Raw genomic sequence first — 26,225 nt, 5'->3', positions numbered from 1 at the left:
CTCTAGTAAACTATTGCAATTCCATTATTAATTCAACCTATGTTAGATGGTAAAATCTGACTCCACAGGTACCACTAAATAGTTAAGTTATTTACCACCAAAAAAAAATCCATATTTTTACGACCTAAACATTTCGATTTGAAACCTGTATCGCAGCTCTTCTTCGTTTATTCAATTCTTGCTATTGTCCTCTCATCCTGTTCTGTTACTAAGTATGCTGCGGTTAAGCAAATTGAAACCAGTATTTCATCTGTAAAGTTTCTGGATGAATACACTATGCCCTTAAATCCAATTTTTCAAAATACGGTGGTTGGTGGTTTGTCGGGGATTGATTACGATATAAAGCAAAACCAGTACTACATGATCAGTGATGATCCAGCACAGCGGAGTCCGGCGAGGATTTATACTGCACAGATTGATATCAAAGAAAATAAGATCGATACCGTTCGGGTAACTGGTGTTACTTATATGCTGCAGCAAAATGGGAAACCATATCCTAAATACGGCACTGATAAAACTGTAAAACCTGATGGCGAATCGGTTCGTTATAACCCCTTAACCAAACAATTAATTTGGAGCAGTGAAGGAGAAAGGTTGTTTAAGGATGGAGATACGACGATAGTTCAGCCCAACTTAACCTTTATTTCTACAGATGGAAAGTTCCTGGATACCATTCCCCTGCCTAAAGGTTTTTACTTTACAAAAACTGAAAACGGCCCCCGCAAAAATGCTTTGTTAGAAGGTTTAACTTACGCCGATCAGTACAAAACATTGTATGCCAGTTTAGAAGAACCACTTTATCAAGATGGACCTCAAGCCGCTTTTGAATATGATAAAGCCTTAACACGGATTTTAAAGTTTGATGTAGCTACCAAAAAGAATATTGCCCAATATGCTTATAATCTTGGCGCAATGCCTGTTAAACCAATCGTTGAAAACGATTGGAATGTAAATGGAATTTCCGAAATATTAGCCATTAATAATTATACCCTTTTGGTAATGGAAAGGGCCTGGGCAAAAGGCCACGATGATCATACCTTTTTAAAACTTTATTTGGTTGATTTACGAGGTGCTGAAAATGAAATCGATAATAGCTCTTTTGTGCAAACCCCTCCGAAGCCATTAACCAAGAAATTGCTTTTCGACTTTGATTCCTTAAACCGGCATATCGATAATTTTGAAGGCGTAACCTTCGGTCCAAAATTGCCAAATGGGCACCTTTCTTTAATTTTTTGTGTCGATAATAATTTTGGGAAATCTCAGGTACAACAATTTTTCTTATTTGAGATCATTCCATAATAATCATTCCTGTTAAAAATTTATAATGAGTAAAATAAAAGCAATACTGTTTGATTTAGATGGTACATTAATTGATTCTGAAAAGTTTCATTTCGATTGTTGGAATAAGTTTTTGTGTGAATACGAAGTTGCGCTGGATTTTAAGGACTGGTTAACGAATTACGCCGGAATCCCCTTACCTAAGAATGCAAAGACCATAGTAGACAGGTATAAAATCGAAGAAGACTTAGAAGGCTTCATCAACAGAAGAGAAAAGATTACTTTCGATGGTTTTAGAACAACGGATATTCAGTTAATGCCCTTTGCATTGGAATTTATCGAGTATGCTTATAAAAAAGGACTTACACTGGCTGTGGTCACCGCTAGTCCTAAAATTGATGTTGAAGCCGTTTTTGAGCGGAACGGTTTGGCTAAATATTTCAGTTTATTTATTACCAGAACAGATGTAAGCAAATCAAAACCCGATCCCGAAAGTTATAATCTCTGTGTAGAGCGCTTGGGTATAGCAAAAGAAGAATGCATCGTTTTTGAAGACACCTTAAATGGTGTTAAATCGGCCATGGCTGCAGGCATTACTTGTTATGCCATTCAAAGCAATGTCCGCGCGCATCAAAAACTAAAAATAGCCGACGAATTGTTCCTCAGCTTTGCCAATGCCAAAGAATTTATGATACAAAAGGAATTGATTTAGTTCTTGAAAATTAACTAGCTTAGTATAAAGCAATAGAACTTTGTATGGTAAAAGGATTATGGATTTTATTTGCAACCTTCGCATTGCTGATTGGGCTCTACCCAATGATTTACTTTTTGATGGATAGGAAATTTGGATTGTTAAATTCAAAGTCGGTTGAGTTGTTGACCAATACTTTCTGGAACATTGGTTTTTATATGCATATCATTTTTGGAGGAATCGCTTTATTTATCGGTTGGACGCAATTTAGTCAGAAAATGAGAAATAGGCGCATGGCACTTCACCGAAAACTCGGTAAAGTTTATGTGGTGGCTGTACTGCTTAGCGCATTAGCGGGTATTTATATTGGCTTTTTTGCAACAGGAGGATGGGTTTCTTCCGCTGGATTTATTTGCTTAGGCATCATTTGGTTTTACACTACTTTAAAAGCTTATTTATACATTAAACGCGGAGAAATTGAAAAACATCAAAAAATGATGGTTTATAGTTATGCGGCTTGTTTTGCTGCTGTAACATTAAGGATTTGGCTGCCAGTTTTGACAATGGTTTATGGTGATTTTTCAAAAGCCTACCTGATTGTGGCCTGGTTATGCTGGATTCCGAATTTGATTGTTGCCTATTTAATCACCAGAAAAACCGCTAATCAATAAGTTGTTTTGATGCTCCATCCTCTGAAATAATTTAGTTATGATGTCAGCCCAGGAAATTTTAGCTAGTGTCGGGACATTTTCGTCTCGAGATTTGCTTCTTTTTGAAGAATATACTGTCCGAAGGTCGTTCCCTAAAAACGATGTGCTCTTGCATCTTGGCGAAATCTGTCAATCCGTTTATTTCATTTTATCGGGATCTTTTTTTCAATTTCAGTCTAACAATATCACAGAAACAATTATCGATCTGCATTTACCAAAAGAGTGGATGTACAATCACCCAAGCCTGATTGAGCAAAAGCCTTCAGGTACAACGATCAAGGCATTTGAACAATCTGAAGTGCTGGAACTTAGCTTAAACAATGTGCATAACTTAATCGCCAAATCACAGTCTTTTTTGAGTTTGGGTAGAATTTTTGACCAGCCCAATAACAGGACATACCTGTTTGATCATTCGTTAAATCCCATCCAAAAATATAATTACATCAAAACTGCCAAGCCGCTCATTGTACAGGTTTTTCCAGTTAAAATGATTGCTTCATATCTTAAGATCGCCCCTGAAACATTAAGCAGGGTAAGGGCGAATAAATGAATTTCCTGATCTCGATCAAGTGCAGCTTTTCGGAAAAATACCGATTTTTGAAATAAAAAATATGCTAACAGACATTAACCCAAAACTTCCTATGCGTGATAAGGCAATCACCAGAGATTTTTATGTAAATAAATTAGGTTTTAAAGACATTGGAAGCACTGATTTTAAGGATTACCTCATGGTACAAAAAGACCGTGTTCAGATTCACTTTTTTCTATTTGAAACCCTTGATCCGAAAGAAAACTATGGGCAGGTTTATATCCGTACAGATGATATAGAAGGGCTGTACAAATCCATGCTCGAAACTAAACAAAGCATTCATCCGAATGGGAGCTTGCAAACCAAGCCATGGGGACAAAAGGAATTTGCAATGCTCGATCCTGATAATAATTTACTCACTTTCGGGCAGGGCGTATAAGTTGATCGATTAATCGTTTATTTTTTATAGTCTTAAAGTAAAATGTTTTCGCAAGTTTATCAACCCATAGACTTTTGCATAACGATTAACTATTCTATTGACCATCAAACCATATACTATGAATTAATTACCAATGACTATTCCCTAATCTACTTTCAGCTTTCCGCCTTTTTTCCCTACATTTGGCTAATCAAAATTCTCATAAAATTATGCAATACGATGTCGTTGTTATCGGTTCAGGGCCGGGCGGTTATGTAGGCGCAATCCGTTGTGCTCAGTTAGGTTTAAAAACTGCAGTTGTCGAAAAATATAAAACTTTTGGAGGTACTTGCTTAAATGTAGGTTGTATTCCATCTAAGGCTTTATTAGATTCTTCAGAGCATTTTCACAACGCTGCTCACACCTTTACTACCCATGGTATCAACTTAAAAGATTTAAAGGTTGATATGAAACAAATGATCGCCCGTAAAGATGATGTTGTTGCCCAAAATACAGCAGGTATCACTTATTTGTTCAAGAAAAATAAAATCGATTCTTTCGAAGGCGTTGGCTCTTTTGTAGATAAAAATACCATTCTGGTAACTAAAGCCGACGGCTCTACAGAAACGTTATCCGCTAAAAACGTAATCATTGCTACAGGTTCTAAACCTACAGCGTTACCATTTTTACCAATCGATAAAAAACGCATTATTACCTCAACCGAGGCTTTAAATATTAAAGAAGTACCAAAAACGATGGTGGTAATCGGTGGTGGTGTAATTGGTCTGGAGTTAGGTTCGGTATACGCCCGCTTAGGTACAAAAGTATCTGTTGTTGAGTTTTTACCATCTATTATTGGCACTATGGATGCTGGTTTGGGTAAAGAACTTCAGCGTGTGTTAAAGAAAACTTTAGGCATGGAGTTTTACATGGGCCATAAAGTTACCGGTGCTACCACTAAAGGTAAAACGGTAACCGTTACAGCTGATACCCCTAAAGGCGAATCCATTTCTTTAGAAGCCGATTATTGTATCGTTGCGGTTGGTCGTACGGCTTATAGCGAAGGTTTAGGTTTAGATAAAATCGGGATCACGGTTGAAGAACGAGGCAAAAAAATCCCGGTTAATGAGCATTTAGAAACTTCGGTTAAAGGTGTTTATGCTATTGGTGATGTAATTACCGGTGCCATGTTAGCGCACAAAGCAGAAGATGAAGGTACTTATGTTGCCGAAACCATTGCAGGTCAGAAACCGCATATCAATTATAACTTAATCCCTGGCGTGGTTTATACCTGGCCAGAGGTTGCTTCTGTAGGTTTAACCGAAGAGCAGTTAAAGGAAAAAGGTGTTAAATATAAAACAGGTTCATTCCCTTTCAAAGCCAGCGGACGTGCAAAAGCGAGTATGGATACCGATGGTTTTATTAAAGTTTTGGCTGATGCTGCTACTGATGAAGTTTTAGGTGTACACATGATTGGCCCACGTGCTGCAGATATGATTGCAGAAGCCGTTATTGCAATGGAATTCCGTGCTTCTGCAGAAGATATTGCACGTACCTGCCATGCGCATCCAACTTATACCGAAGCCTTAAAAGAAGCTGCACTTGCTGCAACCGATAACAGGGCAATACATATTTAATATAGTACAATCGTCATACTGAACTTGTTTCAGTATCTGTTTTTAAATGATTAGCAATCCCGGTATTTGTACCGGGATTTTTTGTTTTAGCGCTTCTACCGTCATTTCGAGTGGAGTGCAGCGAAGTCGAGAACCCGAAGGCTCTGCGAAGCAAAATCTGTCTAGATAGATCTCTCCATTCCACTGCGTTCCAGTCGAGATGGCGATGGGTTTCGCTTTACTCTTTCTCCTTTACTCTTTTTGCTTTCGTCTTTATCTTTTCTTAATAAAATGATAACAAACAACGCCTAAAAACTAGCGTTGTGTGCGGCTATTTTTGCAATTCAGATATTAAAAAAAACCATGAACTGTAAAAAACTATTTGGTGCAATCCTTATTGTTTCATTGGCATTTACTGCCTGCAAAAAAGATCCAACTGATGATCCGATTGTAGACCCTCCGGTCGAAGCTATCGTTCCTGAAAAAATCGACAGCTTTAAAGAAACCGCTTCTATTGATTTGGGTGGAGAATTTGCTTCAGAAATTTCTGCTTACGATCCCTTAACAAAGAGATTGTTTGTAGTAAGCAATGATGGAGGTGCCAAAGTTGACATTGTTGATATGAGCAAATATCCAACAGTTACAAAATTGCAGACTTTAATCTTTGCAAGTAACGCGGGGATTAACAGTGTGGCAGTTAATAATGGTTTATTGGCAATCGCCTTAAATGGTGCAGATCCGCAGGGAAATGGCGATGTAGTGGTATTAAAAACATCAACTTTAGAAGAAGTTAAAAAAATCACCGTTGGTGCTATGCCCGATATGGTGACTTTTAGCCCTGATGGAAACTATATTTTATCAGCAAATGAAGGCGAACCAAATGATGCTTACACTGTCGATCCAAAAGGAAGCGTTTCAATCGTCAACATAAAAGATAACTACTCGGTTAAAACATTAAATTTTTCTGCTTTCGAATCGCAAAAAGCAACATTGCTTGCAGGTGGTTTCAGGATTTATGGCTTAAATGCAAGTTTTGCACAGGATATCGAACCTGAATATATTGCAGTAAGTGCTGATTCTAAAAAAGCCTACGTTACCTTACAAGAAAATAATGGGGTTGCTGAAGTAGATATTCTTGCTGGAACGATTACTAAAATTAATCCGTTAGGCACCAGAGACATCAGTCAACCAGATAATGCTTTTGACGTAAGTGATAAAGACAATAAAAAAGTTCTAGGTACCTGGCCAATTAAGGCTTTCTATCTGCCAGATGCCATTTCATATTTCACCACAGGCGGTAATGCTTATTTGGCCCTGGCTAATGAGGGGGATACCAGAGCCTGGAAAGGTTATGATGAAGAAGTTCGCGTAAAAAGCTTAACACTTGATGCTGCTAAATTTCCAAATGCAGCGACACTCAAATTAGACGAAAACCTTGGAAGGTTAACCGTAAGCAGAGCCTTTGGCGATATAGATGGCGACGGCGATTATGATGAACTATATGCAACAGGCGGAAGATGTTTAAGCATCATCAATGCCAACACAGGTGCCTTGGTGGCCAATATTGGTAAAGATTTAGAGCAAAGGGTAATCGATGCTGGTAAATATGACGACGATCGTTCGGATAATAAAGGCGTAGAAGTAGAAGGTGTTACCGTTGCGCAGGTTAACGGACAAACCTTAGCCTTTATTGGAATGGAACGCGTAGATATGATTGCTGTTTATGATGTATCTACACCAGCTGCACCCAAATTTGTTCAACTATTCTCAACAGGCGATGCCCCAGAAGGTGTGTTGTTTGTTAAGCCAAAAGATAGTCCGAATGGAAGAAGTTTATTAATTGTGTCAAACGAAGCAGATGGTACCGTTCGGTTCTATCAGCCCGATAAAATATAGTCTCTCTATCCCTTTATTAATTATTATGTTTTAGCCCCGATTTTATATCGGGGTTTTTGTTTTTTGAGTTGTCAACTTTAATTGGCTTTTTGCTATTAAGTTGACAACTCTTCTTATGTAATTCCTTTATATTAACAAAGAATAAAAAAGCCCTATATTGCAGCACAAAATAAAACTTTAGGGGTGCCTTCAAATGGCTGAGAACATACCCATTTTATAGGTGAAAGGCAAAAAGGTAGAAGGCGGAAGGTAAAAAACCCTATGCCCTAAACCTTACACCCTAAGCCATATAAATGAACCTGATCCGGGTAATGCCGGCGTAGGAAATTAGTTTGTCTGCAAAAATTGCGTACAAATGCTTGCTGCATTTGAAGACTCCTGAAGTTGTATAACAAAATGAAGTCTTTTAGCAATGAATTATATTAATGTATTAACAATAGCGGGCTCCGATAGTGGGGGTGGTGCAGGCATTCAGGCCGATCTAAAAACCTTTTCTGCTTTGGGTTGCTTTGGTACCTCAGTAATTACGGCAGTAACAGCCCAAAATACAATGGGGGTGCGGTCAGTACATGGTATTCCGGCCGAAATCATCAAAGATCAGTTACAGGCCGTATTAGAAGACATAGTGCCTGTTGCTATGAAAATCGGAATGATCAACCGTGCCGAAGTGGTGCAGGTAATCGAAACGGAATTAAAAAGCTATAATCAATACGTTCCTGTTATTTTAGATCCGGTTATGGTCGCCACCAGTGGCGATCGGTTGATTAAAGCTGATACGGTTACCCAATTGGTTGAAAAATTATTCCCACTGGTAACACTGGTTACTCCAAATATCGATGAGGCCATAATCCTTTCGGGGCTGGAGATCCATAACCTCGATGATATGATTACTGCGGGTAGAAAAATTATTAAAAAAGGAGCAAAAGCCGTTTTAATAAAAGGAGGGCATTTAATCGGCCCAATTATTTACGATGTTTTTATTTCTGGAAACAATATGCCTGTGGTATTAGAAAGTGTCTTTATTGCTTCTAAAAATCTACATGGAACAGGTTGCACGCTTTCTTCGGCCATTGCTGCAGAAATGGCTAAGGGAAATGATCTGTTGGCAGCCATTAAAAATGCAAAGAATTACATCAGTAAGGCCCTACAAGCTGGTAGCGAAGTGAAAACAGGTAGGGGCAACGGGCCATTAAATCACTTTTTCGAACCTTTAAAATTAATTATCCAATGAAATGGAGCGAACAGGCGTGGGAACGCATAAAGCCCATTTATGCCAAAATTATAGCAATGCCCTTCAATACCGAATTAAGTAACGGCACCTTACCTCCAGAAAAGTTTATCTTTTATTTGGCACAAGATGCGTATTACCTTTTGGAGTTTGGCAGAACCTTAAGCACGATTAGTGGCCGTATGCAAGATGCAGATTTGGTAATGGCTTTTGCCGGGTTTTCTACAGGTGCAATTTTTGCCGAGCGTAGTTTGCACGAAAGTTATTTTGTAGAATATGGTATAGCTAACGAAGTACAGCCCACTCCATCCACACTTTTGTATACCAATTATATCCTCAGTCAGGCCGCGTATGCCAATGTAGAAATAGCAGCAGCAGCTGTTCTGCCCTGTTTTTGGATTTATAAGGCAGTTGGCGATCATATTTTTGCTCAGCAGAATGGCGACCAGAATCCTTATAAGCGGTGGATCGATATGTATGCGGGCGTCGAATTTGAGGCTGCAGTAGAAAAAGCAATTGATATTACAGATCAACTGGCCGCGCAGGCAAATGCCGCAACTCAACAAAAAATGCTGGCTGCTTTTGATATGGCAACCCGTTTAGAATGGATGTTCTGGGATAGCGCTTATGAATTGGAAAAATGAAAAATCTAATATTTTAACCCGATGCACAGCAAATATTTTGATAAAATGTTAAAAACTTGTCGGTATATTACAATAGATTTAAAGAACTTTGTAGTTCAATCTATAATTTAAGACATCACTTTGGAAGAGAGCACGCAAGAACAGGAAATTTTAAGTAAACAAGAAGATAAACCTGTATTAGCACAAAGCACTCCAAAACAAGTACGTTTCGCAATATCGGCCTTTTACTTTATGCAAGGCGTTTGTTTTGCCAGTTGGGCCAGTAGAATCCCAACTTTTAAGGCTTCGATGGGTTTGAACGATGCAGAATTGGGCTCTATTCTTTTTGCATTGCCTGCAGGACAGATTATTACGATGTTTTTTTCGGCAAAACTCACTACTCATTTTGGTAGTAAGAAAATGTTAAGGGCAACTGCGCCACTTTATGCAATTGCATTAACTTTTTTAGCATTAGCCACCACGGGTTGGCAGTTGGCAGCTTTTTTGATGCTGTTTGGTATAACCGGGAACCTTTGTAACATTGCCTTAAATACACAAGGTGTTGCAGGTGAAAATTATTACGGTAAACCGATTATGAGTTCTTTCCATGGGGCCTGGAGTATTGGTAATTTAACCGGGGCTTTAATTGCCCTGGGACTGGTTAACCTAAAATTAAGCATGTATAGCCATTTTTGGATTATTGCACTATTATCCCTAAGCAATGTTGCGCTTAACGGGAAAAAGTTGCTGAACTATAATAAACCAGATGCAGTGGCAGAGAAAACAAAGTTTTTTACCATGCCGCAAGGTATTTTAGTGTTGCTGGGCGCTATCGCCTTTTGTAGTATGGCCACCGAAGGCACCATGTTCGATTGGAGCGCTATTTATTTTGAAGATGTTGTGAAATTGCCTCATAATAAGGCGATTATTGGTTATGCATCGTTTATGTTTATGATGGCCAGCGGAAGATTTTTAGGGGTATTTTTAATCGGTAAATTCGGGCGGAAAAATCTCCTGCAAATTAGTGGCGCCATTATATCGATAGGCATGGCACTTTCCGTAATATTTCCAAACGTAATTGTCGCTATTTTTGGCTTTATGCTGATCGGCCTGGGTGTTTCAAGTATAGTACCTATGGTATATAGTATAGCTGGTAACAATAAAAAAGTACCTGCTGGTAAAGCCATAACCATGGTTTCGAGTATCGGTTATTTTGCGTTTTTATTTGGCCCGCCGTTAATAGGCTATGTTTCGCAACTATCCAGCCTGCGTTATTCTTTCGGGATGATTGCTGTTTTTGGTTTACTGATTACTTTCCTGATTACAAAAATAAAAGCGATAAACTAGACTGTGATCGGTTTAACGATTTGCATTGATTAACTGGGGGGTATAACAGGGCTTTTATTTTGAATAAAAATGTATTCATTATTTGGAGCGCACTGCTTGTGCACAGCAGAAAGTTTCTTCCCGTTTTCTGCTTTTACGCTTCACTTCCTCGTACCTCGTTGCTGCAGGGTAACGCTTCAACCGGGGCTAAAGGGACACGGCAGTGTTTTATTTGATCGGTGCATGGTGCACAAATCTTGTTTCTAAACCTGATGGGACGGATGCCAATTCCTTCAATTGGCAGGAGGTACAGCAGGGCTAACCTACTCCTATGAAACACAAACCTTTCATTTCCAAAAAAAAGTATATTCATTATTTGGAGCGCTATGCCTATGCAAAACACCGAGTTCCTTCCCGTTTTACGCTAATACGCTTCGCTGCCTCGTGCCTCGTTGCTGCAGGGTAACGCTTCAACCGGGGCTAGGTGGCCACAACAGTATTTCATTTTTAGGGTTGCAGAAACGCTGTTTATAAATCCTGACGATAAACCAAAAGGTTTTAACCATATGAGAAATGTAAGTGCCATATAAGCCTATATTTCCATCAATACTTTATATAGTTAAAAGAGCTATTTTTTTGAAGCGCAAGGTCGCTACAAAACACTAAGTTTCTTCCCGTTTACGCTTTTGCACTTTGCTTCCTCGTGCCTCGTTGCTGCAGGGTAACGCTTCAATCGGGGCTAGATCGCCACAGCAGTATTTCAGTTGGGGTTGTATGGTGCACAAACCCTTGTCCTTAAACCCGACAGCAGCGGCAGCCTCCGATTCTTCTATCGGAGCTACAGCGAATGGCGGGACTGAGAACCTCGAAGAACTACAGGCCAATCATTTCCTAATTTCAAAATACTAATATCATTTGGAGTGCGCTATCCGGAAATAAAATATCAAAGTTAGCTAGGGTAGCTGTGAAAAACGCTTAATTACCTATTCTTTCTTCACCAATCCATGTTCTTTTAGGGCTGCGATAGCCAGCTCGATCAATCTTAAATTTTCGTCCTGATGCCCATGCTGCACCTCCACATTAATATAAGGAATCTTATTTTGCATGGCATAAACCGAAAGCGAACCATCATTGGAAACAAATTTAGATTGAAGAATTACATTCACATTTGCCTTTTTTAAACTGCTGAACAACCTTGGCTCGGTTACGTAAACAAGATCATCTCCATCCATCTGGAAATTGATATAAACCGAATCGGCCGTACTCGCTAAATCGTAACCTGGTAAATAAGAAGAAATACCAAAACCACCATCGGCATTGTTATGAAGGGTTAAAAAATAACCCGTGGCTTTTGGATCGTAAAAATCGACAATTTGTTTGCCCGCTTTAAGGATTGCTTTTTCAACTTCATTGGAGCTGAAAAAGTCTTTTTTTAATCTTGTTTTTACACCTACTTCGGTATAAATGGCGTTAGGGTCTATACGATATTGATCATCCATATAGGTGAAATAATAATCTCTTACGCCGCCATATTGACTGTCGATGAGTTCGCCGCCACTCCAGCGGATATAATCAAAGCCTGCTTTTACACCAGTATCTTCATTGTCATGTACGACTAAAAATTTAATGCCATTAGGTTTGTAACTGTATTTTACCAGGGTAATATCTAAGTTAGAAACCTTTACAAAGCTCGAATCTGTGGTCATTGCCGAAAAAACAGGAGGGTGTTGAGCTTTAACCAAAAGGGTGGAACAGATAAGGAACAGGCTAAAAATGAATTTAAACATAATGCCTAATATACAACGTTGTGCCATAATTTGTTTGAAGACAACATTGTATAATTATCTGGGCAGGAAAACTTCTAAGTGCTAGCAGGTAAAGATGAGGAGGATGTGGATAGAGACGAACCATTGCTAGGATATTTGGTTTGTAAAATTGATTGGAGGCATTCCTGAGCCATAATTTTCCGTGTCTCTGTGTGCTCCGTGGCAAAAAAGAAATGGTTCGTGAGGACACGAACCATGGCGATAGACATTCCTCGCGCATAATTTTCCATGCTTTTGCGTTCTCTCCGTGGCAAAAAGAAATGGTTCGTGGGGACACGAACCATGGCGGTGGGTACCTGTTTGCGGATAATTTTTCTGTTTTCTGTGCTTCCGTGGCTAAAAACAAAATGATCCACAAAAAAGCCCCGATTTGGGGTCGGGGCTAAATTGATTGTTAATCTGGATGTTTATTAATGTCCGTGATCTAAATCGTATTCATTTACATCTTTATGATCGTATGGTTCTTCCATCAGTTCATCAATGGTTTTTCCTTTTTTATTGAAACCAAGGCGCTCTAACATTCTATCGAATATTAAGTATACCACCGGTACAACAATTAAGGTTAAAAACAATGAACTGGTTAATCCACCTACAATAACCCAGGCCAAACCGTTTTTCCATTCGGCACCTGCACCGCTTGCTAATGCAATTGGAAGCATACCGAATACCATGGCGATGGTGGTCATTAAGATTGGTCGTAAACGTGCGTGGTTGGCCAGTACGAGCGCTTCTTTGGTTTCTTTACCTTCAGCCTTTAAGTGGTTGGTAAAATCGACCAGGATAATCGCGTTTTTCGCTACCAGACCCATTAACATAATTAAACCTAAAATGGTAAAGATACCGATTGAGTTATTGGTTAAAGCCAGGGCTAACAATGCCCCGATTACTGCCAAAGGCAGCGAGAACATTACCACTAGTGGATAGATAAAACTATCGTAAAGTGCAACCATAATCAGGTAAACTAAAATGATTGAAGCCAATAAAGCGATGCCTAAAGTACCAAAGCCTTCGCTCTGGTTCTCCTGATCACCCGCCCAGCTGTAACTTACGCCAATTGGCGCTTTAAGTTTGCCGTTTTTTTGCATGTCTTCTAGTTTCGCCTGGAACTCAGCAACCACGGTTCCTGTTGGCCTACCAATTGATTGGGCCTTAACTGATACCGAAGTAGATTTATTTAAACGTTCTAACTGACTTGGGCCTGAACCTTCAGTAATGGTTGCAAACTGTGATAACTTAATCTGTTTACCATCGCTGTTTATAAAAATCAGGTTACGTACGTCGTCAATGTTCTGGCGGTTGAAGTTTTGATACTGGATATTGATATCGTACTCGTACTCGCCTTTACGGTATTTACCATCGGTGTTACCTGCAAAAGCTGTCTGCATGGTAGAACCTACGGTTTGTAAAGTTAGGCCAACGGCCGACATCTTATCACGATCTACCTGAACGTTAATCTCCGGTGTTCCTTTTTCTACCGATAATTTAATCTCTGTAGCACCAGGGATAGAAGCAAGCACTTTCTGCGCACCCTCAGCATATTTCAATGCACTATCTAAATCAGAACCCATTACCACCAACTGGATCGGTGCATTTTCTGCAATACCTAAAATACTGATTGGAACGGTTTTTACTTTTGCTCCAATTAATTCTTTAGCCAGTGCACGGCTCATTTTTGTTGCGAAAATATCTGAAGAAACACCTTCACGCTGATCGCGTTCAACAAGCTTAACATTAATCTCCGATTTATAGGCTGTAGCCTGTGTACCACCGAAATCACCGGTCGATTGTCCAACAGTAGTAATTAACTGTGTAATTTCAGGCTGTTTATCTAAGAAAGCCTCAGCTTTTTGTGTTAAGAAGTTGGTTTGCTCTAAAGAAGCATCTTTAGGTAACTCCAACTGCACGAGGAACTCACCTTTATCAGATTTAGGGAAGAACTCTGATCCGATAAAACCACCTACCAATAATCCACAAGAGCTAAAGAACATCACCACTACAATAATTAATGTAAGGGCTTTGTGGTTTAACGACCATGTTAAAATGCTGGTAATCCAAAGCGTAAATTTCTTTAATTGTTTTTCGAACCAGAGAATAAAACGACCGAATATGTTTTTACCTTCAATACGTTCTAACTTACCGAAACGAGAAAAGATAAGCGGTACAATGGTAAATGAAGCTACTAATGAAAGTAAGGTCGCTATAATTACCACAATACAGAACTGACGCAGGATGTTCGATACCAAACCTGTACTTACCGCAATCGGGAAGAACACTACCACAATTACGAAAGTAATAGATACTACTGTAAAACCAATTTCTCTTGTTGCATCAGATGCTGCCCTCACCTTGTTTTTACCCATCTCCATGTGTCGCTGGATATTTTCCAGTACCACAATCGCATCATCTACCAGGATACCTACCACGAGTGATAGCCCTAATAGCGACATTAAGTTTAAGGTAAAGCCGAATAAGCTGATCCCGATAAACGTAGCGATTAATGAAACCGGAATCGATACCATTACAATTAACGCGTTACGTAAACTGTGCAAGAAGAAAAGCATCACGAAAGCCACCAAAATAACCGCGAGGATTAAATCGTGGATTACTGCATCAGCTGATTCCAAGGTAAAGATCGAACTATCGTTAACAATTCTGATGTCTAATTTATTTGCTGCGTATTCACCTTTAAGTTTAGCAATAATGGCATGTACACCCTTACTCACTTCTACCGCATTCGCATCACTTTGTTTAATAATCTGGATGGCAATAGATGCTTTACGATCAATACGTGCCAGTTTTTCGGTTTCTTTTTGCGAATCCTGAACGTCGGCAACATCACCTAAACGGATCTGTGCACCTTCTTTAGTCGTGGTTAAAACCAGGTTTCTCAACTCTTCCATACTTCTGTATTTACCCGATAAACGGATTAATACATCCTGGTTTTGAGTTTTAACACTTCCTGTAGGGAAATCTAAATTAGAACTCAGAATTAATTGCTGTACCTGTGGAACTGAAAGGTTATAACCTTGTAGTTTATCAGCATTTAACGAAACCTGGATTTCGCGTTCTGAACCACCAACCAGGTTAACCTGTGCAATACCACTTACCCTCGAAATTACCGGGGCAATACGTTTATCAATTAAATCGTAAAAGGTAATATCATCCATATTGGCCGATGCCGACATGGTAATTACGGGTAAATCATCCAAAGAGAATTTACTCAGTGATGGCGTTTTTACATCCTCAGGCAGATCAGAAAGAATGGCGTTTACCTTTCTTTGTGCATCATTTAAGGAGATATCGATGTTTGCTGCATCAGTTAAGGTGATGGTAACTGTAGATAAACTCTCAAATGATACGGAGTTGATCTTCTTGATGTTTTCCATCGACGATACCGCATCCTCGATTTTTTTGGTTACCGTATTTTCAACCTCAGCTGGCGATGCGCCGGGGTAAATGGTCGAAATAGATACTACGTTGTTTGAGAATTTTGGAAGTAATTCATAACCCAACGAAAAGTAACTTAGCAGCCCAAGCAAGGTAAGTGCGGTAAACACCACAATAACCAGCGAAGGCCTTTTTATAGATATGTCTGTTATCTTCATTTTAATTAGTATTGCGTTTTGCGATTGGCGTATCGCGTTTTAAAGCCAAAAACCTCTCTAACTTATTTTACGATACTCACTTGAGTACCTTCAGTTAAGTTAATCTGTCCACTGGTGATGACAGTTTCACCTTCTTTTAAACCATCAAGGATTTCAACATTATCTCCTAAAATACGACCGGCTACCACATTACGGGTTTTAGAAGTATTGTTAGACTTATCCAATACAAAAACCTGATTGCTGCTCACACTACCTACAAACGATGTACGTGGAATGAGAATGCTTGGCGCTTGTTTAGGGAACTTAAATATTGCAGTTCCGTACATACCAGCTTTTAAAGTATTTTTGTGGCTGTTTTCTACTTCAATTTCAATCGGGAAGTTTAGGGTTGCATCGGCTTTAGCAGCAATGAAAGTTATCCTTCCAGAGAAATTATCAGTTGGGAAAACTGAAGATTTAATCTGGATCTGATCTCCAACTTTAAGGTTGGCTACCTGCGATTCGTTAACGTTTACTTTCAGTTTTAATTTTGAAACATCAACCAGTTCGAATAACTGTGTACCTTGAGTATTTACAAAGGCACCAACTTCAATATATCTTTTGTTTACAATACCATTAATTGGCGATTTAATGTTCGCATCACTAAGTTTACGTTGCGAAGCCTGTAAACGTAATTTTGCATTTTTAGTAGCCAGTTTAGCCTGATCTAATTGTTGTTGTGTAACACCACCAGTAGAGAACGAGCTTTGGTATCTGGCCTCATCTCTTACCGCATTTTGGTAGTTAGCCTCAGCAGTTTCTCTATCAGTATTGATAATTTCGGCATCAACACGGGCCAAAACCTGCCCTTTGCTTACGCGGTCACCTTCGTCAACATAAATAGCCGTAACACGACCTGCATTTTCTGATAAGAAGTTAAGTTCTTGTTTAGGAATAAAATTTCCGTTTGCACTGAAATCTAAATTCACAGCTTTTCTCTCTACTTGAGCAACCCGAACGGCAACAGCACCACCACCTTTAGCAATGAAAGCAGTTTTTTCTTCGTTCTTCTTTTTATTGTTGCTTAAAACATAAGCTATTGCACCAAGGGCAACAACAACTACGATAATTATGATAATTACTCTTTTCATTTCTATTGTACTAGCGATTTAATATTTCCGTTTGATTTTATTAATTGTATTTCGGCTATTTTGTAATTCAATAAAGCCTGTGTATAACTGTTCTGTGCCTCAGTAAGTGCATTTTCTGTATCCAGCAGATCGGTTAAAGAAGCTAAGCCATTGTTATAATTATTTTGGGTGCTTTTGTAAATCTCCTGCGCTAAATCGGCATTTTTACGTTGCGATTTAATGGTGTTGATGTTGTTCCGCAATTGAATTTTCGCGTTTTCGTAAGCCAGGTTTAATGAGTTTACCGATTCTTTTCTGCTCTCTCTTGCTTTTTTAATATCTACATCTGCCTGGCGGATTTTTGAACGTGTTAAAAAGCCATTAAAAATGGGCACTTTTAAAGTTAAGCCAACAGCTGATGCACCATATCCAATTGCAGCAGCATTAGATTTTAAGAAATCAAAGCCATCACTTTGGCTAGAGTAAGTGTAATTACCTGTTAAAGCCAGAGATGGATAATATTCAGCAACATATGCCTTTCTTTGCAGGGATAAAAGTTTATCCTGATTATCCAAAAGTTTAACCTCCGTTCTGTTTGCCAGATCGATAGAATCTGTAAATACAGGTAAGGTAGTTACCTCTGTTAACTCGGTAGCAGGTAAGCTGATTGGCGTAGAAACCGGCATACCCATTGAGAATTTTAATTGATTCTCCAGTTGGGTAATGGCATTGATCACTTGCTCGCGCTGTGTATTCAGGTTGGTTAAATTAACATTGATACGGTCAACATCGATTTTTCTTGCTAAACCGTTTTTATATTGGTTTGAAACAATTTTTTCTACAATCTTAACATTTTTAATATTGGTATCGATTACGTTAAGTTGTTGTCTGTTTACCAAAACCTGATAATAATTGTTGGCAACCAGCTCGATAATCTGTTCTTCTGTTAATTTTGAAGTAAGGTTGTAATATTCCTCACTCGATCGTGCAGCCTGTAAGCCGGTAAAAACCTGTTGGTTAAATAACTGCTGTGAAAGCTGAACGCCTGCAGTTGAATTCCAGTTCTGGCCTAATTTAATCGCCTGTGTCTGTCCACCGAAATTGGCAACCAATTGGCCAATAATAGGGTTGTATGTTAAACCAACATTTCCTGTAATTTGAGGCAAGGCCTGCGCCCTAACTTCCTCTACCTTGTATCTTCCACCTTCAATATCCAATTTCGAGTTTCGAATCTTGGTGTTGTTTTGGAGCGCATAGGTGAGCGCATCTTTTAAGGTAATTTGCTGCTGAGCAACTACCAGCTGCGGTAAAACCGAGCCGATTAGGAGTATGAGCATTAATTTTACCATTTTTACTCTAAGCATAATGTATTGTTTTTTGTTTTTGGGTTCTTATCTATTTAAGTTCTTCTTAATGGCACAAGGCGGTTTTAGTTCCATTGTGCCGCTGTATTTAGTCTGCGCATCTTAAACCTCTCACAAATATGGTCGTGAGGTTTTTTTGCTTCAGTGTCATTTTATTTAATGCTTTTTTATCGGGAAAAAGATCTTTTCCGGTTTCCATAATACACATGGTGCAAAGGCCCATCAAACTTTCTAAGTATAGTTCTGCAACATGGGCAGTATCATCGTGCTCTATTTCTCCCTTTGTTTTTGCCTGACTAAAAATTTCGGCGAAAAATTCTTTCTCTGAGGCTTTAAGGTTTTGCAATTTGCCTTTTATCACATCATCGTTCAATAAATCAGGAATACCTTCGGTAATCCTTAACATGTAATATTTTTGGAAGAAAGTGTTCCTTACTTCTATGGTGCTAAAAAGGATGTCTTCTAAAGGTTGATCTGGATTGTATTTCTTCTTGATCAACTCGAAGAAGTCGTTAAATACCCTTTCTATCACTCCAATAATTAAATGCTTCTTATCCGGGAAATAATAATAAAGCGATGGTTTGGAAACGGAAAGATCTTCTGCTATATCATTCATTGTGGTTTTACCAATACCAAAATGGATAAAGCGTTTTATAGCGCCATCAATAATTTGCTCTCTCTTTTTATCGGCTACAATCATTTTACTTTTCTACTTTCTGACTTTTTTAATATTTTAGTCAAAAATAGTGCTAAAAAATGATTTGTCATGAAAGGTTTGTTGAAAAGCGCATTAAGCTTACAATTTTATGACATAATTTTGGTTCCTGATCTATTTATATATCTTTACAAACCAATCATTTAGAAAACTTGTCCGTATTTATCAACATCTTTATTGTACTGTTTGCCATCATTTCTATGGAGTGTTTATCGTGGTTTATACACAAGTATTTATTCCATGGCCCGCTATGGTTTATGCATAAAAGTCACCACCAAAAGACAAAATCATTTTTTGAGTGGAACGATTTGTTTGCTGTTTTATTTGCAGTCGTGTCTCTGTATTTAATGTATATCGATCGCCATGATTTAGGTTATAGATTTTTTATCGGATTAGGTATTAGCTTATACGGCATGGTCTATTTCGTGGTACACGATTGGTTTGTGCATCGGCGGTTTAAGACTTTTAAAAGCAACAATACCTGTTTACAGGCAGTGCGGAAAGCGCATAAGGTTCATCATAAGAATAGGGGCAAAGAAAAAGGTAAGGCTTTTGGATTGTTGTTTGTGAGAAAAGGTTTAATAAAAAATAATTAAAAAGTATTTTTAAACTAATTAATTAGTTTTATATTTAGTGTTGTAAATATAAAGCTGATGAGAAAACTTATTCTTTGCCTGGCGCTACTTTTTGTAGGCTCGCTGCATGCACAAACCATTAAATTCACAGTAGAAGGGGTAGTTCAAAATCCTAAAAGTGCAAAATTCGCTTATCTGGTCAGTGATGCACCAGTTGCTGGAAAACCAAATCTGTTTTTGGTTAGGCCAATGGATGGGAATCATTTTCAACTATCGGCTACCTCCAATCTGGAGGGAAAGCTTTTGCGTGAGGGTTTTATTTTTATTGATGAACGTGGGGATATTACTTTAGCTGAAGTAAAATTGAAGATAAAGCAGAAAGTTTGGTTTGTAGGCGGTAGCGCTAATCTAAAAAAGATTTTCCTTGAAGATGTTAAATTGGATATTGAAAACCCATATAACTTGGAATCTGCAAAGATAATTAGTGGAGGGATTTATCTTCAGCAATCAAATGATGCAATGCAAGCGTTTAAAGATAGGAAGTTACTGGCTTTCGTTAAGCAAAATGACGATTCGCCAATTGCACTTAATGAAGTGGGTAACTTGGTGCAGTTTGCCAGGGTACCAGGTTTTTTTAAAAGGTTTGATTTAAGTTCGCTTGCAGAATTATACGGTGCACTTTCGAGCCGGTTACAACAGACCGATGAAGGAAAGGCAATTAAAAAGAAGATTGATGAGCCATTAAAAAAATAGAGCCTACCGATTCTGTTTTAGGCTTTATTCAATCTTGGCAGGATGCTTGTGCCTTTTTGTTAAACCTATAACTGTAATGAGAAAAATTTACTACGCCTTTGTGCTATTATCGCTAGTTGTCATTACATCCTGCGGTAAAAAGACTGATAAAGACCGCGCTGTTGCGCTTGTAGAAGCTAAATACGAAAACAGTAATCAGCATTTGAGTTTCGACGGTTCAAAATTGGATAGCCTCTACAATATCTCTCCTCAGGCTTATGCCGATAGCATAAAGAAAGGACACGAATTGGATGTTACTTTAGCTGCGTTGGAGAGTCAGATTGAGCACCTGAGTCAGGCGGAGTCGGATAGCGTAGGATTGATTAGTGCAAAATTAACCAAAGAAAGATACCACCTTTTAGATCTTGCGAAAATCAAACCCACTTTTATTGGCTGGACACTTTCTGATGTAGCTATTGAGGGAGATAAGCCTGAAGTTTTAAGCTTTAATTTTGATAAGGGGATTGCCAAAATCGTTCCTTAACTATTTTTTATTTTACTTTTGCAGCATAACACAAAATCAGCATGCTTCAAATCCAGGAAAATATTTCGCTAAAACCATACAACTCATTTGGTATAGATGTTAAGGCTAGTTATTTCGCCGAGATAAGCGATGAAGCAGACTTGATTAAATTGTTTAAGCAGGAGATCGTAAAAACTCAAAAACTCCTCGTTATAGGCGGAGGAAGTAATGTATTATTTACCCAGGATTATGATGGATTAGTTGTTAAAATCAGCATTAAGGGCATTCAGTCTGCAGTTATTGATGATAAAGTTTTGGTAACAGCAGGTGCAGGCGAAGTGTGGAACGATTTTGTAAACTACTGTGTTGGGCATCATTTTGCGGGTGTTGAAAATTTAAGTCTGATCCCCGGCACGGTTGGTGCATCGCCCATACAGAATATCGGTGCGTATGGGGTAGAGCTTAAAGACGTTTTCGAAAGTTGTACCGCATTTGAAATCAAAACCGGAACAATGAAAACCTTTAGTTATAACGATTGCCACTTCGGTTACCGCGAAAGTATTTTTAAGGGGGAATTGAAAGGTCAGTATGTTATTACATCTGTTACTTTCCGTTTATCGGCAGAGGCAAAAATTAATACTTCTTATGGCGCAATTGAAACCGAGCTGCTGAACAGAGGAATCGAAAACCCAGATATTGCCGATGTTTCTGCTGCTGTATCTCATATCCGCGTAAGTAAATTACCTGACCCATCTACCATTGGTAACGCAGGTAGTTTCTTTAAAAATCCAGTGATCGAAAAATATGAATTTGCCGATGTTGTAGCAAAACACCCCGATGTGGTGCATTATCCTACAGCTGACGATAAAATTAAATTGGCAGCAGGCTGGTTAATTGAGCAATGTGGCTGGAAGGGTAAGGTGGTTGGCCAAACAGGTACCTGGAAAAACCAGGCTTTGGTTTTAGTTAACCACGGACATGCAACTGGTACAGAAGTGTATCATTTTTCTGAACAGATTATAGACAGTGTAAAGTCTACTTTTGGAGTCACTTTAGAAAGAGAAGTAAATATTCTGTGACGAAAGCCTACTCTTAAGTAGTTGTACGCTTTTAACACCATGCCAGAAAATTTTGGTACTAAGTTTGTTTAGGTTTAAGCGAATGAACAATAATTCATTTGTTTTTTTATCTACCTAAAGCTAAATATCATGACAAAATTTGAATTCAATCATCTGGTTAATCATCACTCGGTATCGCTTAGATCTTATGCTTTAAATTTTACTAAAGACGCAGAAGACGCAAATGATTTGGTTCAGGATACCATGCTGAAAGCGATCACTTATTACAATAAGTTTAAAGAGGGAACGAATTTAAAAGGTTGGTTGTTTACCATCATGAAAAATACTTTCATTAACAACTATCGCCGACTGGTGAAAACGAATACGTTAATTACGCAGAGCGAGGATATTTCTTCTGCGAATCTTTCATATAGTGCAACTAAAAATCAGGCGGAGAGTAAATTTGTGCTGGGTGATATTGATAAAGCCCTTTCGCAATTGCCTGAAGAGTATTATGTACCTTTTATTCGTTATTTCGAAGGATATAAGTATCACGAAATTGCAGATATGTTAGCTATTCCGATTGGAACAGTAAAAACGCGTATCCACGTAGCAAGAGGAATCCTTAAAAAATATTTAAAAACATATTCTAAAGAAATTGCCACTACAGAAGTGGCTTAAGGTACATCCATCGAAAAACTAGAGGCTCAGATTTATCTGGGCCTTTTTTTGTTTGTTCCTTTCTGTGCGAGATCCGTCATTTCGAGCGGAGTGTAACGTAGCCGAGAAATCTACTTTAATATATTTCTATATTCCTTGCCTCAGTCGAATGACGGATAGACTAGAACTAGTTATTTCCAAAACACTGTAAAAAGCAAAAGGCCTGAAAAATTCAGGCCTTATTTGCTTATCATATATTTGGTTAGTTGATTCTTATTTTTTCTTTCAACAATTCGCCTTCTCTCTTATTTCGAAACAAATGCAAACCCCGAACGATTATGTGTTTTGAAGCTTTATTGCAGTGTTTTTGTTTTGTGGTTATAAAGATAAGGGAAATTTTAAATTTGTCAAGCTTTTTTTAACTTTTTTTTTATTTCTTTTGCCACCACTTGTCCGGAGATGATTGCAGGTGGTACACCAGGCCCCGGAACGGTTAATTGTCCGGTGTATAAAAAATTTGTTACCTTACTTTTCATCTTAGGTTTTAAAAAAGCAGTTTGTTTCAAAGTATTTGCTAATCCATACGCGTTTCCTTTAAAAGCGTGGTAATCTGCTACAAAATCGTTCATGGCATAACTGCGTTTAAACAAAATGTTATTGCTAATATCGTTTCCTGTTAAATTTTTAAAGCGATCGATCAATAAATTAAAGTACTCTTCTCTTTTGCTTTCGCTATCTTTTAAATCGGGTGCTACCGGAATTAAAAAGAAAAGATTCTCGCAGCCTTCCGGTGCTACACTTTTATCAGTTATGGAAGGACAGCATACATAAAATAATGGTTTTGATGGCCATTGCGGATGGGTGTAGATTTCTTCAGCATGTTGATCAAAATCTTCATCAAAGAATAAATTGTGGTGTAATAGGTTGTTTAGCTTTTTATTTACCCCTACATAGAACAATAGGCAGGAAGGAGCCATGGTTCTTTTTTCCCAATATTTTTCGCTGTAATTGCGGTAAGGTTTATCAAACAGGTGTTGATCGATATGGTGATAATCTGCATTGCCCACTACAAAGTCGCTTTTAAAATTTCCCTTATTCGTAATTACGTACTCTGCCAGGTTGTTTTTTACTTCAATTTTGGTTACTTCTGCATCGAAAATAAATTTCACGCCTTCGCTTTCGGCTATTTGCTGCATGGCGGCTACAATTTTATGCATACCACCCATTGGGTACCAGGTGCCTAATACAAGGTCGGCATAGTTCATCAAACTGTATAATGCAGGTGTGTGCTGTGGGGTAGCGCCTAAAAATAAAACAGGGAATTCCAAAAGTTTCCTCAACCGTTCATTTTTGAACAACTGGTGCACATGCTTTCGCATATTGCCCAAAAGTTGTAGTTTAATGCCGCTAATGGCCAATCTCGGATCGAAATATTCCATTACACTGTGCGAGGGTTTAAAAACATATTCGTTCATACCCACGTCGTATTTGTATTTGGCCTGATGGAGAAAATGTTTCAGGTTTTTGCTACTTCCTGGCTCTAGTTTTTCAAATAAATCATATAAGTTATCTAATGTTGCCGGAACATCAATAGTATCTTTTTTGCCAAAATAAATCCGGTAAGAAGGATTTAACCTCTTTAACGTATAAAAATCAGAAGCAGTTTTTCCAAACAGGTTGTAATAATTTTCAAAGACATCGGGCATCCAGTACCAACTCGGACCCATATCGAAAAGGAAGCCGTCTTTTTGCCAGCTCCGGGCCCTGCCACCGGCCATTTCGTTTTTTTCGATAACTGTAACATCACAACCATCTTTAGCCAATAAAGCTGCAGCAGCCAGGCCTGCAAAACCGGCCCCTATAATGGTAACCGCGGGTTTTTTCTCCATGGTGTAAATAAAGGAATTTTATAGCGTTTTGTTTTTATTTTTTGTCATTCGGAACAGTTGTCATTCTGAACGCAGTGAAGAATCTTTAAAACATGTGGAGTATAGGCGATTAATAAAGTATATGTTTTACCATTAAGGAGTTAAGAAAGTTAAGAGGGATTATCTTAATGTCCTTAATTTCTTAATGTTGACGGGTGAATATCTGCGAAGAGAACTCTTGATAGATTTCTTACCTTTGCCCAAACTCATGATTAAACTACGCATTATATTTTTTCTGCTATTTGCAGTAAGCCATATTACTTACGCCCAGTTATCTACCCAAGAAATTGCGATATTAAAAACGAATATGATTAAAGCGGTAGAAAACTCAAAGCTAACCGACTCGTTGTTTACCCAGCTGAACAAACTGCCCAATAAAACCGCCCTAATTACGGGCTACACTGGAACGTTGGAGGCACTTAAAGCCAAGCACTCCTGGAATCCGTATAACAAAATCAAGTTCGTAGGCCAGTCGCTTAAAACCATGCAAAAAGCGATTGATATGGATAAGGAAAATCTGGAGATCCGTTTTATGCGGTTTTCGATCGAATTTTATACGCCTTCCTTTCTCGGTTTCAGTAAAGATTTAGCTCAGGATAAAAAAGAGATCATTAAACATTATCAACATGGAAATTTTGGTCTTGCCGATCGCGAACTGATTAAAAACGTAGCTAAATTTATGATCGACAGTAAAAAATGCAGCCCTGCTGAAGTTAAAATTTTGACAAAACACCTTTAGAATGAATTATATCTATCTGCTTATCAATCTTGCTGTAATTTTCTTTCCCTTGGTTTTATCATTCGATAAAAAGGTTCATTTTTTTAGCAAATGGAAGTTTGTATTGCCTGCAATATTGCTTACTGGTGTTGTTTTTTTAATTTGGGATATCCTGTTTACCAAACTTAATGTATGGTCTTTTAATCCCGATTACCTGATAGGGGTAAATCTTTTTGGACTACCCTTAGAAGAGATCTTATTCTTTTTAACTGTTCCGTATGCCTGTATATTTATTTACGAATGTTTAAACGCCTATTTCCCAAAAAACGATCTGCAAAAGTATAGCCTCGCATTAAGTAATTTGTTTCTGGGGCTTTGTATAGCCATTTTATTTTTTGGTTATAACAAGTGGTATACGCTAATCAATTTTGGCTTTTTATTTATGGTGCTGGCCTATGTAGAATATGTGAATGTGAAGTTCAGGTTTATGTACAAATTCTATAGGGCCTACCTGGTTTCGCTTATTCCTTTTTATATCGTAAACGGATTTTTAACTTCGATTCCAATTGTGCTGTACAACGATAAACAAAATCTGGGTTTTAGAGTGGGAACAATACCTTTCGAGGATCATTTTTATTTAATGGGTCTGTTGTTGATGAATATTTACCTGTACGAAGTTTTTAAAAACAAGGCTGGTAAAAGTCAAGCGTAAATAAAATTGTTTATTTTTTTTTAAACGAATATCCAGTAGCTTTTGGCGGGGTTCAGTACCGCTTTACGGTTTAGAGGTAATGGTTTCTGCAGCCTGCAACCCATCAAATGAAATGCTGCTTTGGCCACCTACCCCTCGGTTGAAGCGTTACCCTGCAGCAACGAGGTACGAGGATGCGAAGCGTAAAAGCATAAAACGGGAAGGAACCTGGTGTTTTGTACAGGCATTATTGCGCTCCAAATAATGAATATATTTTTATTTTGGAAATGAAAGGTTTGTGTTTCATAGGAGTGGGTTAGTCCTGCTGTACCTCCTGCCAATTGAAGGAATTGGCATCCGTCCCATCAGGTTTAGGAACAAAGTATTGCACCTACGGCCTATAAAT

At 38.3% G+C, this 26,225-nt stretch carries 23 protein-coding genes and 1 riboswitch; of the genes, 17 read left to right on the top strand and 6 right to left on the bottom strand.

The features are described from left to right. The first annotated feature begins 138 nt into the window (after positions 1 to 138). From QF042_RS24830 to QF042_RS24785, 10 genes are all read left to right on the top strand, one after another. A complete protein-coding gene (locus QF042_RS24830; protein WP_307532837.1) occupies positions 139 to 1,299 on the top strand; it encodes an esterase-like activity of phytase family protein in 1,161 nt (386 codons plus the stop codon). Between the two features lie 25 nt (positions 1,300 to 1,324). Further along, a complete protein-coding gene (locus QF042_RS24825; protein ID WP_307532836.1) occupies positions 1,325 to 1,990 on the top strand; it encodes an HAD family phosphatase in 666 nt (221 codons plus the stop codon). Positions 1,991 to 2,034: 44 nt separating this feature from the next. Beyond that, positions 2,035 to 2,640, top strand: coding sequence for a DUF2306 domain-containing protein (locus QF042_RS24820; protein ID WP_307532835.1), 606 nt, complete (start codon positions 2,035 to 2,037; stop codon positions 2,638 to 2,640). 37 nt (positions 2,641 to 2,677) lie between these two features. Then, the gene (locus QF042_RS24815; protein ID WP_307532834.1) at positions 2,678 to 3,229 is read left to right on the top strand and encodes a Crp/Fnr family transcriptional regulator; all 552 of its coding nucleotides are present in this window, start codon (positions 2,678 to 2,680) and stop codon (positions 3,227 to 3,229) included. 61 nt (positions 3,230 to 3,290) lie between these two features. Beyond that, complete coding sequence (locus QF042_RS24810) at positions 3,291 to 3,647, top strand: VOC family protein (protein WP_307532833.1); 357 nt, start codon at positions 3,291 to 3,293, stop codon at positions 3,645 to 3,647. 209 nt (positions 3,648 to 3,856) lie between these two features. Then, positions 3,857 to 5,263: a dihydrolipoyl dehydrogenase gene (gene lpdA, locus QF042_RS24805; RefSeq protein WP_307532832.1), complete on the top strand. Its 1,407-nt coding sequence runs from the start codon at positions 3,857 to 3,859 to the stop codon at positions 5,261 to 5,263. Positions 5,264 to 5,605: 342 nt separating this feature from the next. Further along, the gene (locus tag QF042_RS24800) at positions 5,606 to 7,138 is read left to right on the top strand and encodes a choice-of-anchor I family protein (protein ID WP_307532831.1); all 1,533 of its coding nucleotides are present in this window, start codon (positions 5,606 to 5,608) and stop codon (positions 7,136 to 7,138) included. Between the two features lie 169 nt (positions 7,139 to 7,307). Further along, a riboswitch (TPP riboswitch) is annotated at positions 7,308 to 7,482 on the top strand. Between the two features lie 68 nt (positions 7,483 to 7,550). Then, positions 7,551 to 8,369, top strand: coding sequence for a bifunctional hydroxymethylpyrimidine kinase/phosphomethylpyrimidine kinase (gene thiD / locus QF042_RS24795; protein ID WP_307532830.1), 819 nt, complete (start codon positions 7,551 to 7,553; stop codon positions 8,367 to 8,369). Continuing rightward, positions 8,366 to 9,010 (top strand): TenA family protein, encoded by a 645-nt coding sequence (locus tag QF042_RS24790; protein ID WP_307532829.1) that lies wholly within the window; start codon positions 8,366 to 8,368, stop codon positions 9,008 to 9,010. Before thiD ends, QF042_RS24790 begins: the two co-directional genes overlap by 4 nt. A 120-nt stretch (positions 9,011 to 9,130) precedes the next feature. Continuing rightward, the gene (locus QF042_RS24785; RefSeq protein ID WP_307532828.1) at positions 9,131 to 10,336 is read left to right on the top strand and encodes an MFS transporter; all 1,206 of its coding nucleotides are present in this window, start codon (positions 9,131 to 9,133) and stop codon (positions 10,334 to 10,336) included. A 962-nt stretch (positions 10,337 to 11,298) separates the two neighbouring features. Here QF042_RS24785 and QF042_RS24780 read toward each other — a convergent pair. The 5 genes from QF042_RS24780 to QF042_RS24760 form a co-directional block, all read right to left on the bottom strand. Further along, positions 11,299 to 12,102, bottom strand: a complete 804-nt coding sequence (locus QF042_RS24780) for a hypothetical protein (RefSeq protein ID WP_307532827.1) — start codon at positions 12,100 to 12,102, stop codon at positions 11,299 to 11,301. Between the two features lie 449 nt (positions 12,103 to 12,551). Then, positions 12,552 to 15,746 carry an efflux RND transporter permease subunit gene (locus tag QF042_RS24775; RefSeq protein ID WP_307532826.1) on the bottom strand — a complete coding sequence of 1,065 codons (3,195 nt, stop codon included), beginning with the start codon at positions 15,744 to 15,746 and terminating at the stop codon, positions 12,552 to 12,554. Between the two features lie 62 nt (positions 15,747 to 15,808). Next, positions 15,809 to 16,876: an efflux RND transporter periplasmic adaptor subunit gene (locus QF042_RS24770; protein ID WP_307532825.1), complete on the bottom strand. Its 1,068-nt coding sequence runs from the start codon at positions 16,874 to 16,876 to the stop codon at positions 15,809 to 15,811. Between the two features lie 2 nt (positions 16,877 to 16,878). Further along, the gene (locus tag QF042_RS24765; RefSeq protein ID WP_307532824.1) at positions 16,879 to 18,219 is read right to left on the bottom strand and encodes a TolC family protein; all 1,341 of its coding nucleotides are present in this window, start codon (positions 18,217 to 18,219) and stop codon (positions 16,879 to 16,881) included. 88 nt (positions 18,220 to 18,307) lie between these two features. Next, positions 18,308 to 18,919, bottom strand: a complete 612-nt coding sequence (locus QF042_RS24760; RefSeq protein ID WP_307532823.1) for a TetR/AcrR family transcriptional regulator — start codon at positions 18,917 to 18,919, stop codon at positions 18,308 to 18,310. 167 nt (positions 18,920 to 19,086) lie between these two features. On the opposite strand from QF042_RS24760, the gene QF042_RS26440 reads away from it, so the two are divergent. From QF042_RS26440 to QF042_RS24740, 5 genes are all read left to right on the top strand, one after another. Continuing rightward, positions 19,087 to 19,530, top strand: a complete 444-nt coding sequence (locus QF042_RS26440) for a sterol desaturase family protein (RefSeq protein ID WP_373459095.1) — start codon at positions 19,087 to 19,089, stop codon at positions 19,528 to 19,530. A 57-nt stretch (positions 19,531 to 19,587) separates the two neighbouring features. After that, on the top strand, positions 19,588 to 20,262 hold the full coding sequence (locus QF042_RS24755; RefSeq protein WP_307532822.1) for a hypothetical protein: 675 nt from the start codon (positions 19,588 to 19,590) through the stop codon (positions 20,260 to 20,262). A gap of 76 nt (positions 20,263 to 20,338) precedes the next feature. After that, positions 20,339 to 20,785 (top strand): hypothetical protein, encoded by a 447-nt coding sequence (locus tag QF042_RS24750; protein ID WP_307532821.1) that lies wholly within the window; start codon positions 20,339 to 20,341, stop codon positions 20,783 to 20,785. 41 nt (positions 20,786 to 20,826) lie between these two features. After that, on the top strand, positions 20,827 to 21,843 hold the full coding sequence (murB, locus tag QF042_RS24745) for a UDP-N-acetylmuramate dehydrogenase (protein WP_307532820.1): 1,017 nt from the start codon (positions 20,827 to 20,829) through the stop codon (positions 21,841 to 21,843). Between the two features lie 129 nt (positions 21,844 to 21,972). Further along, positions 21,973 to 22,503, top strand: coding sequence for an RNA polymerase sigma factor (locus tag QF042_RS24740; RefSeq protein WP_307532819.1), 531 nt, complete (start codon positions 21,973 to 21,975; stop codon positions 22,501 to 22,503). 386 nt (positions 22,504 to 22,889) lie between these two features. Here the strand turns inward: QF042_RS24740 and QF042_RS24735 are convergent, their stop codons facing one another. Beyond that, entirely contained in the window at positions 22,890 to 24,371 is a 1,482-nt protein-coding gene (locus tag QF042_RS24735; RefSeq protein WP_307532818.1) for an NAD(P)/FAD-dependent oxidoreductase, read from the bottom strand. A gap of 247 nt (positions 24,372 to 24,618) precedes the next feature. On the opposite strand from QF042_RS24735, the gene QF042_RS24730 reads away from it, so the two are divergent. After that, entirely contained in the window at positions 24,619 to 25,149 is a 531-nt protein-coding gene (locus QF042_RS24730) for a hypothetical protein (RefSeq protein WP_307532817.1), read from the top strand. Between the two features lies 1 nt (position 25,150). Then, the gene (locus QF042_RS24725) at positions 25,151 to 25,840 is read left to right on the top strand and encodes a lycopene cyclase domain-containing protein (protein ID WP_307532816.1); all 690 of its coding nucleotides are present in this window, start codon (positions 25,151 to 25,153) and stop codon (positions 25,838 to 25,840) included. Positions 25,841 to 26,225: the final 385 nt, after the last annotated feature.

Source organism: Pedobacter sp. W3I1 (assembly GCF_030816015.1).
Taxonomy (GTDB): Bacteria; Bacteroidota; Bacteroidia; order Sphingobacteriales; family Sphingobacteriaceae; genus Pedobacter.
This window is presented reverse-complemented; position numbering and strand designations above follow the sequence as displayed.

Bases quoted from the DNA above. Each gene is read 5' to 3' on its own strand.
- murB (WP_307532820.1), top strand. From the start codon at position 20,827: ATGCTTCAAATCCAGGAAAATATTTCGCTAAAACCATACAACTCATTT.
- QF042_RS24790 (WP_307532829.1), top strand. From the start codon at position 8,366: ATGAAATGGAGCGAACAGGCGTGGGAACGCATAAAGCCCATTTATGCC.
- QF042_RS24765 (WP_307532824.1), bottom strand. From the start codon at position 18,219: ATGCTTAGAGTAAAAATGGTAAAATTAATGCTCATACTCCTAATCGGC.
- QF042_RS24725 (WP_307532816.1), top strand. From the start codon at position 25,151: ATGAATTATATCTATCTGCTTATCAATCTTGCTGTAATTTTCTTTCCC.
- lpdA (WP_307532832.1), top strand. From the start codon at position 3,857: ATGCAATACGATGTCGTTGTTATCGGTTCAGGGCCGGGCGGTTATGTA.
- QF042_RS24815 (WP_307532834.1), top strand. From the start codon at position 2,678: ATGATGTCAGCCCAGGAAATTTTAGCTAGTGTCGGGACATTTTCGTCT.
- QF042_RS24740 (WP_307532819.1), top strand. From the start codon at position 21,973: ATGACAAAATTTGAATTCAATCATCTGGTTAATCATCACTCGGTATCG.
- QF042_RS24800 (WP_307532831.1), top strand. From the start codon at position 5,606: ATGAACTGTAAAAAACTATTTGGTGCAATCCTTATTGTTTCATTGGCA.
- QF042_RS24775 (WP_307532826.1), bottom strand. From the start codon at position 15,746: ATGAAGATAACAGACATATCTATAAAAAGGCCTTCGCTGGTTATTGTG.
- QF042_RS24770 (WP_307532825.1), bottom strand. From the start codon at position 16,876: ATGAAAAGAGTAATTATCATAATTATCGTAGTTGTTGTTGCCCTTGGT.
- thiD (WP_307532830.1), top strand. From the start codon at position 7,551: ATGAATTATATTAATGTATTAACAATAGCGGGCTCCGATAGTGGGGGT.
- QF042_RS24750 (WP_307532821.1), top strand. From the start codon at position 20,339: ATGAGAAAAATTTACTACGCCTTTGTGCTATTATCGCTAGTTGTCATT.
- QF042_RS24735 (WP_307532818.1), bottom strand. From the start codon at position 24,371: ATGGAGAAAAAACCCGCGGTTACCATTATAGGGGCCGGTTTTGCAGGC.
- QF042_RS24825 (WP_307532836.1), top strand. From the start codon at position 1,325: ATGAGTAAAATAAAAGCAATACTGTTTGATTTAGATGGTACATTAATT.
- QF042_RS24780 (WP_307532827.1), bottom strand. From the start codon at position 12,102: ATGTTTAAATTCATTTTTAGCCTGTTCCTTATCTGTTCCACCCTTTTG.
- QF042_RS24760 (WP_307532823.1), bottom strand. From the start codon at position 18,919: ATGATTGTAGCCGATAAAAAGAGAGAGCAAATTATTGATGGCGCTATA.
- QF042_RS24820 (WP_307532835.1), top strand. From the start codon at position 2,035: ATGGTAAAAGGATTATGGATTTTATTTGCAACCTTCGCATTGCTGATT.
- QF042_RS24810 (WP_307532833.1), top strand. From the start codon at position 3,291: ATGCTAACAGACATTAACCCAAAACTTCCTATGCGTGATAAGGCAATC.
- QF042_RS24730 (WP_307532817.1), top strand. From the start codon at position 24,619: ATGATTAAACTACGCATTATATTTTTTCTGCTATTTGCAGTAAGCCAT.
- QF042_RS24755 (WP_307532822.1), top strand. From the start codon at position 19,588: ATGAGAAAACTTATTCTTTGCCTGGCGCTACTTTTTGTAGGCTCGCTG.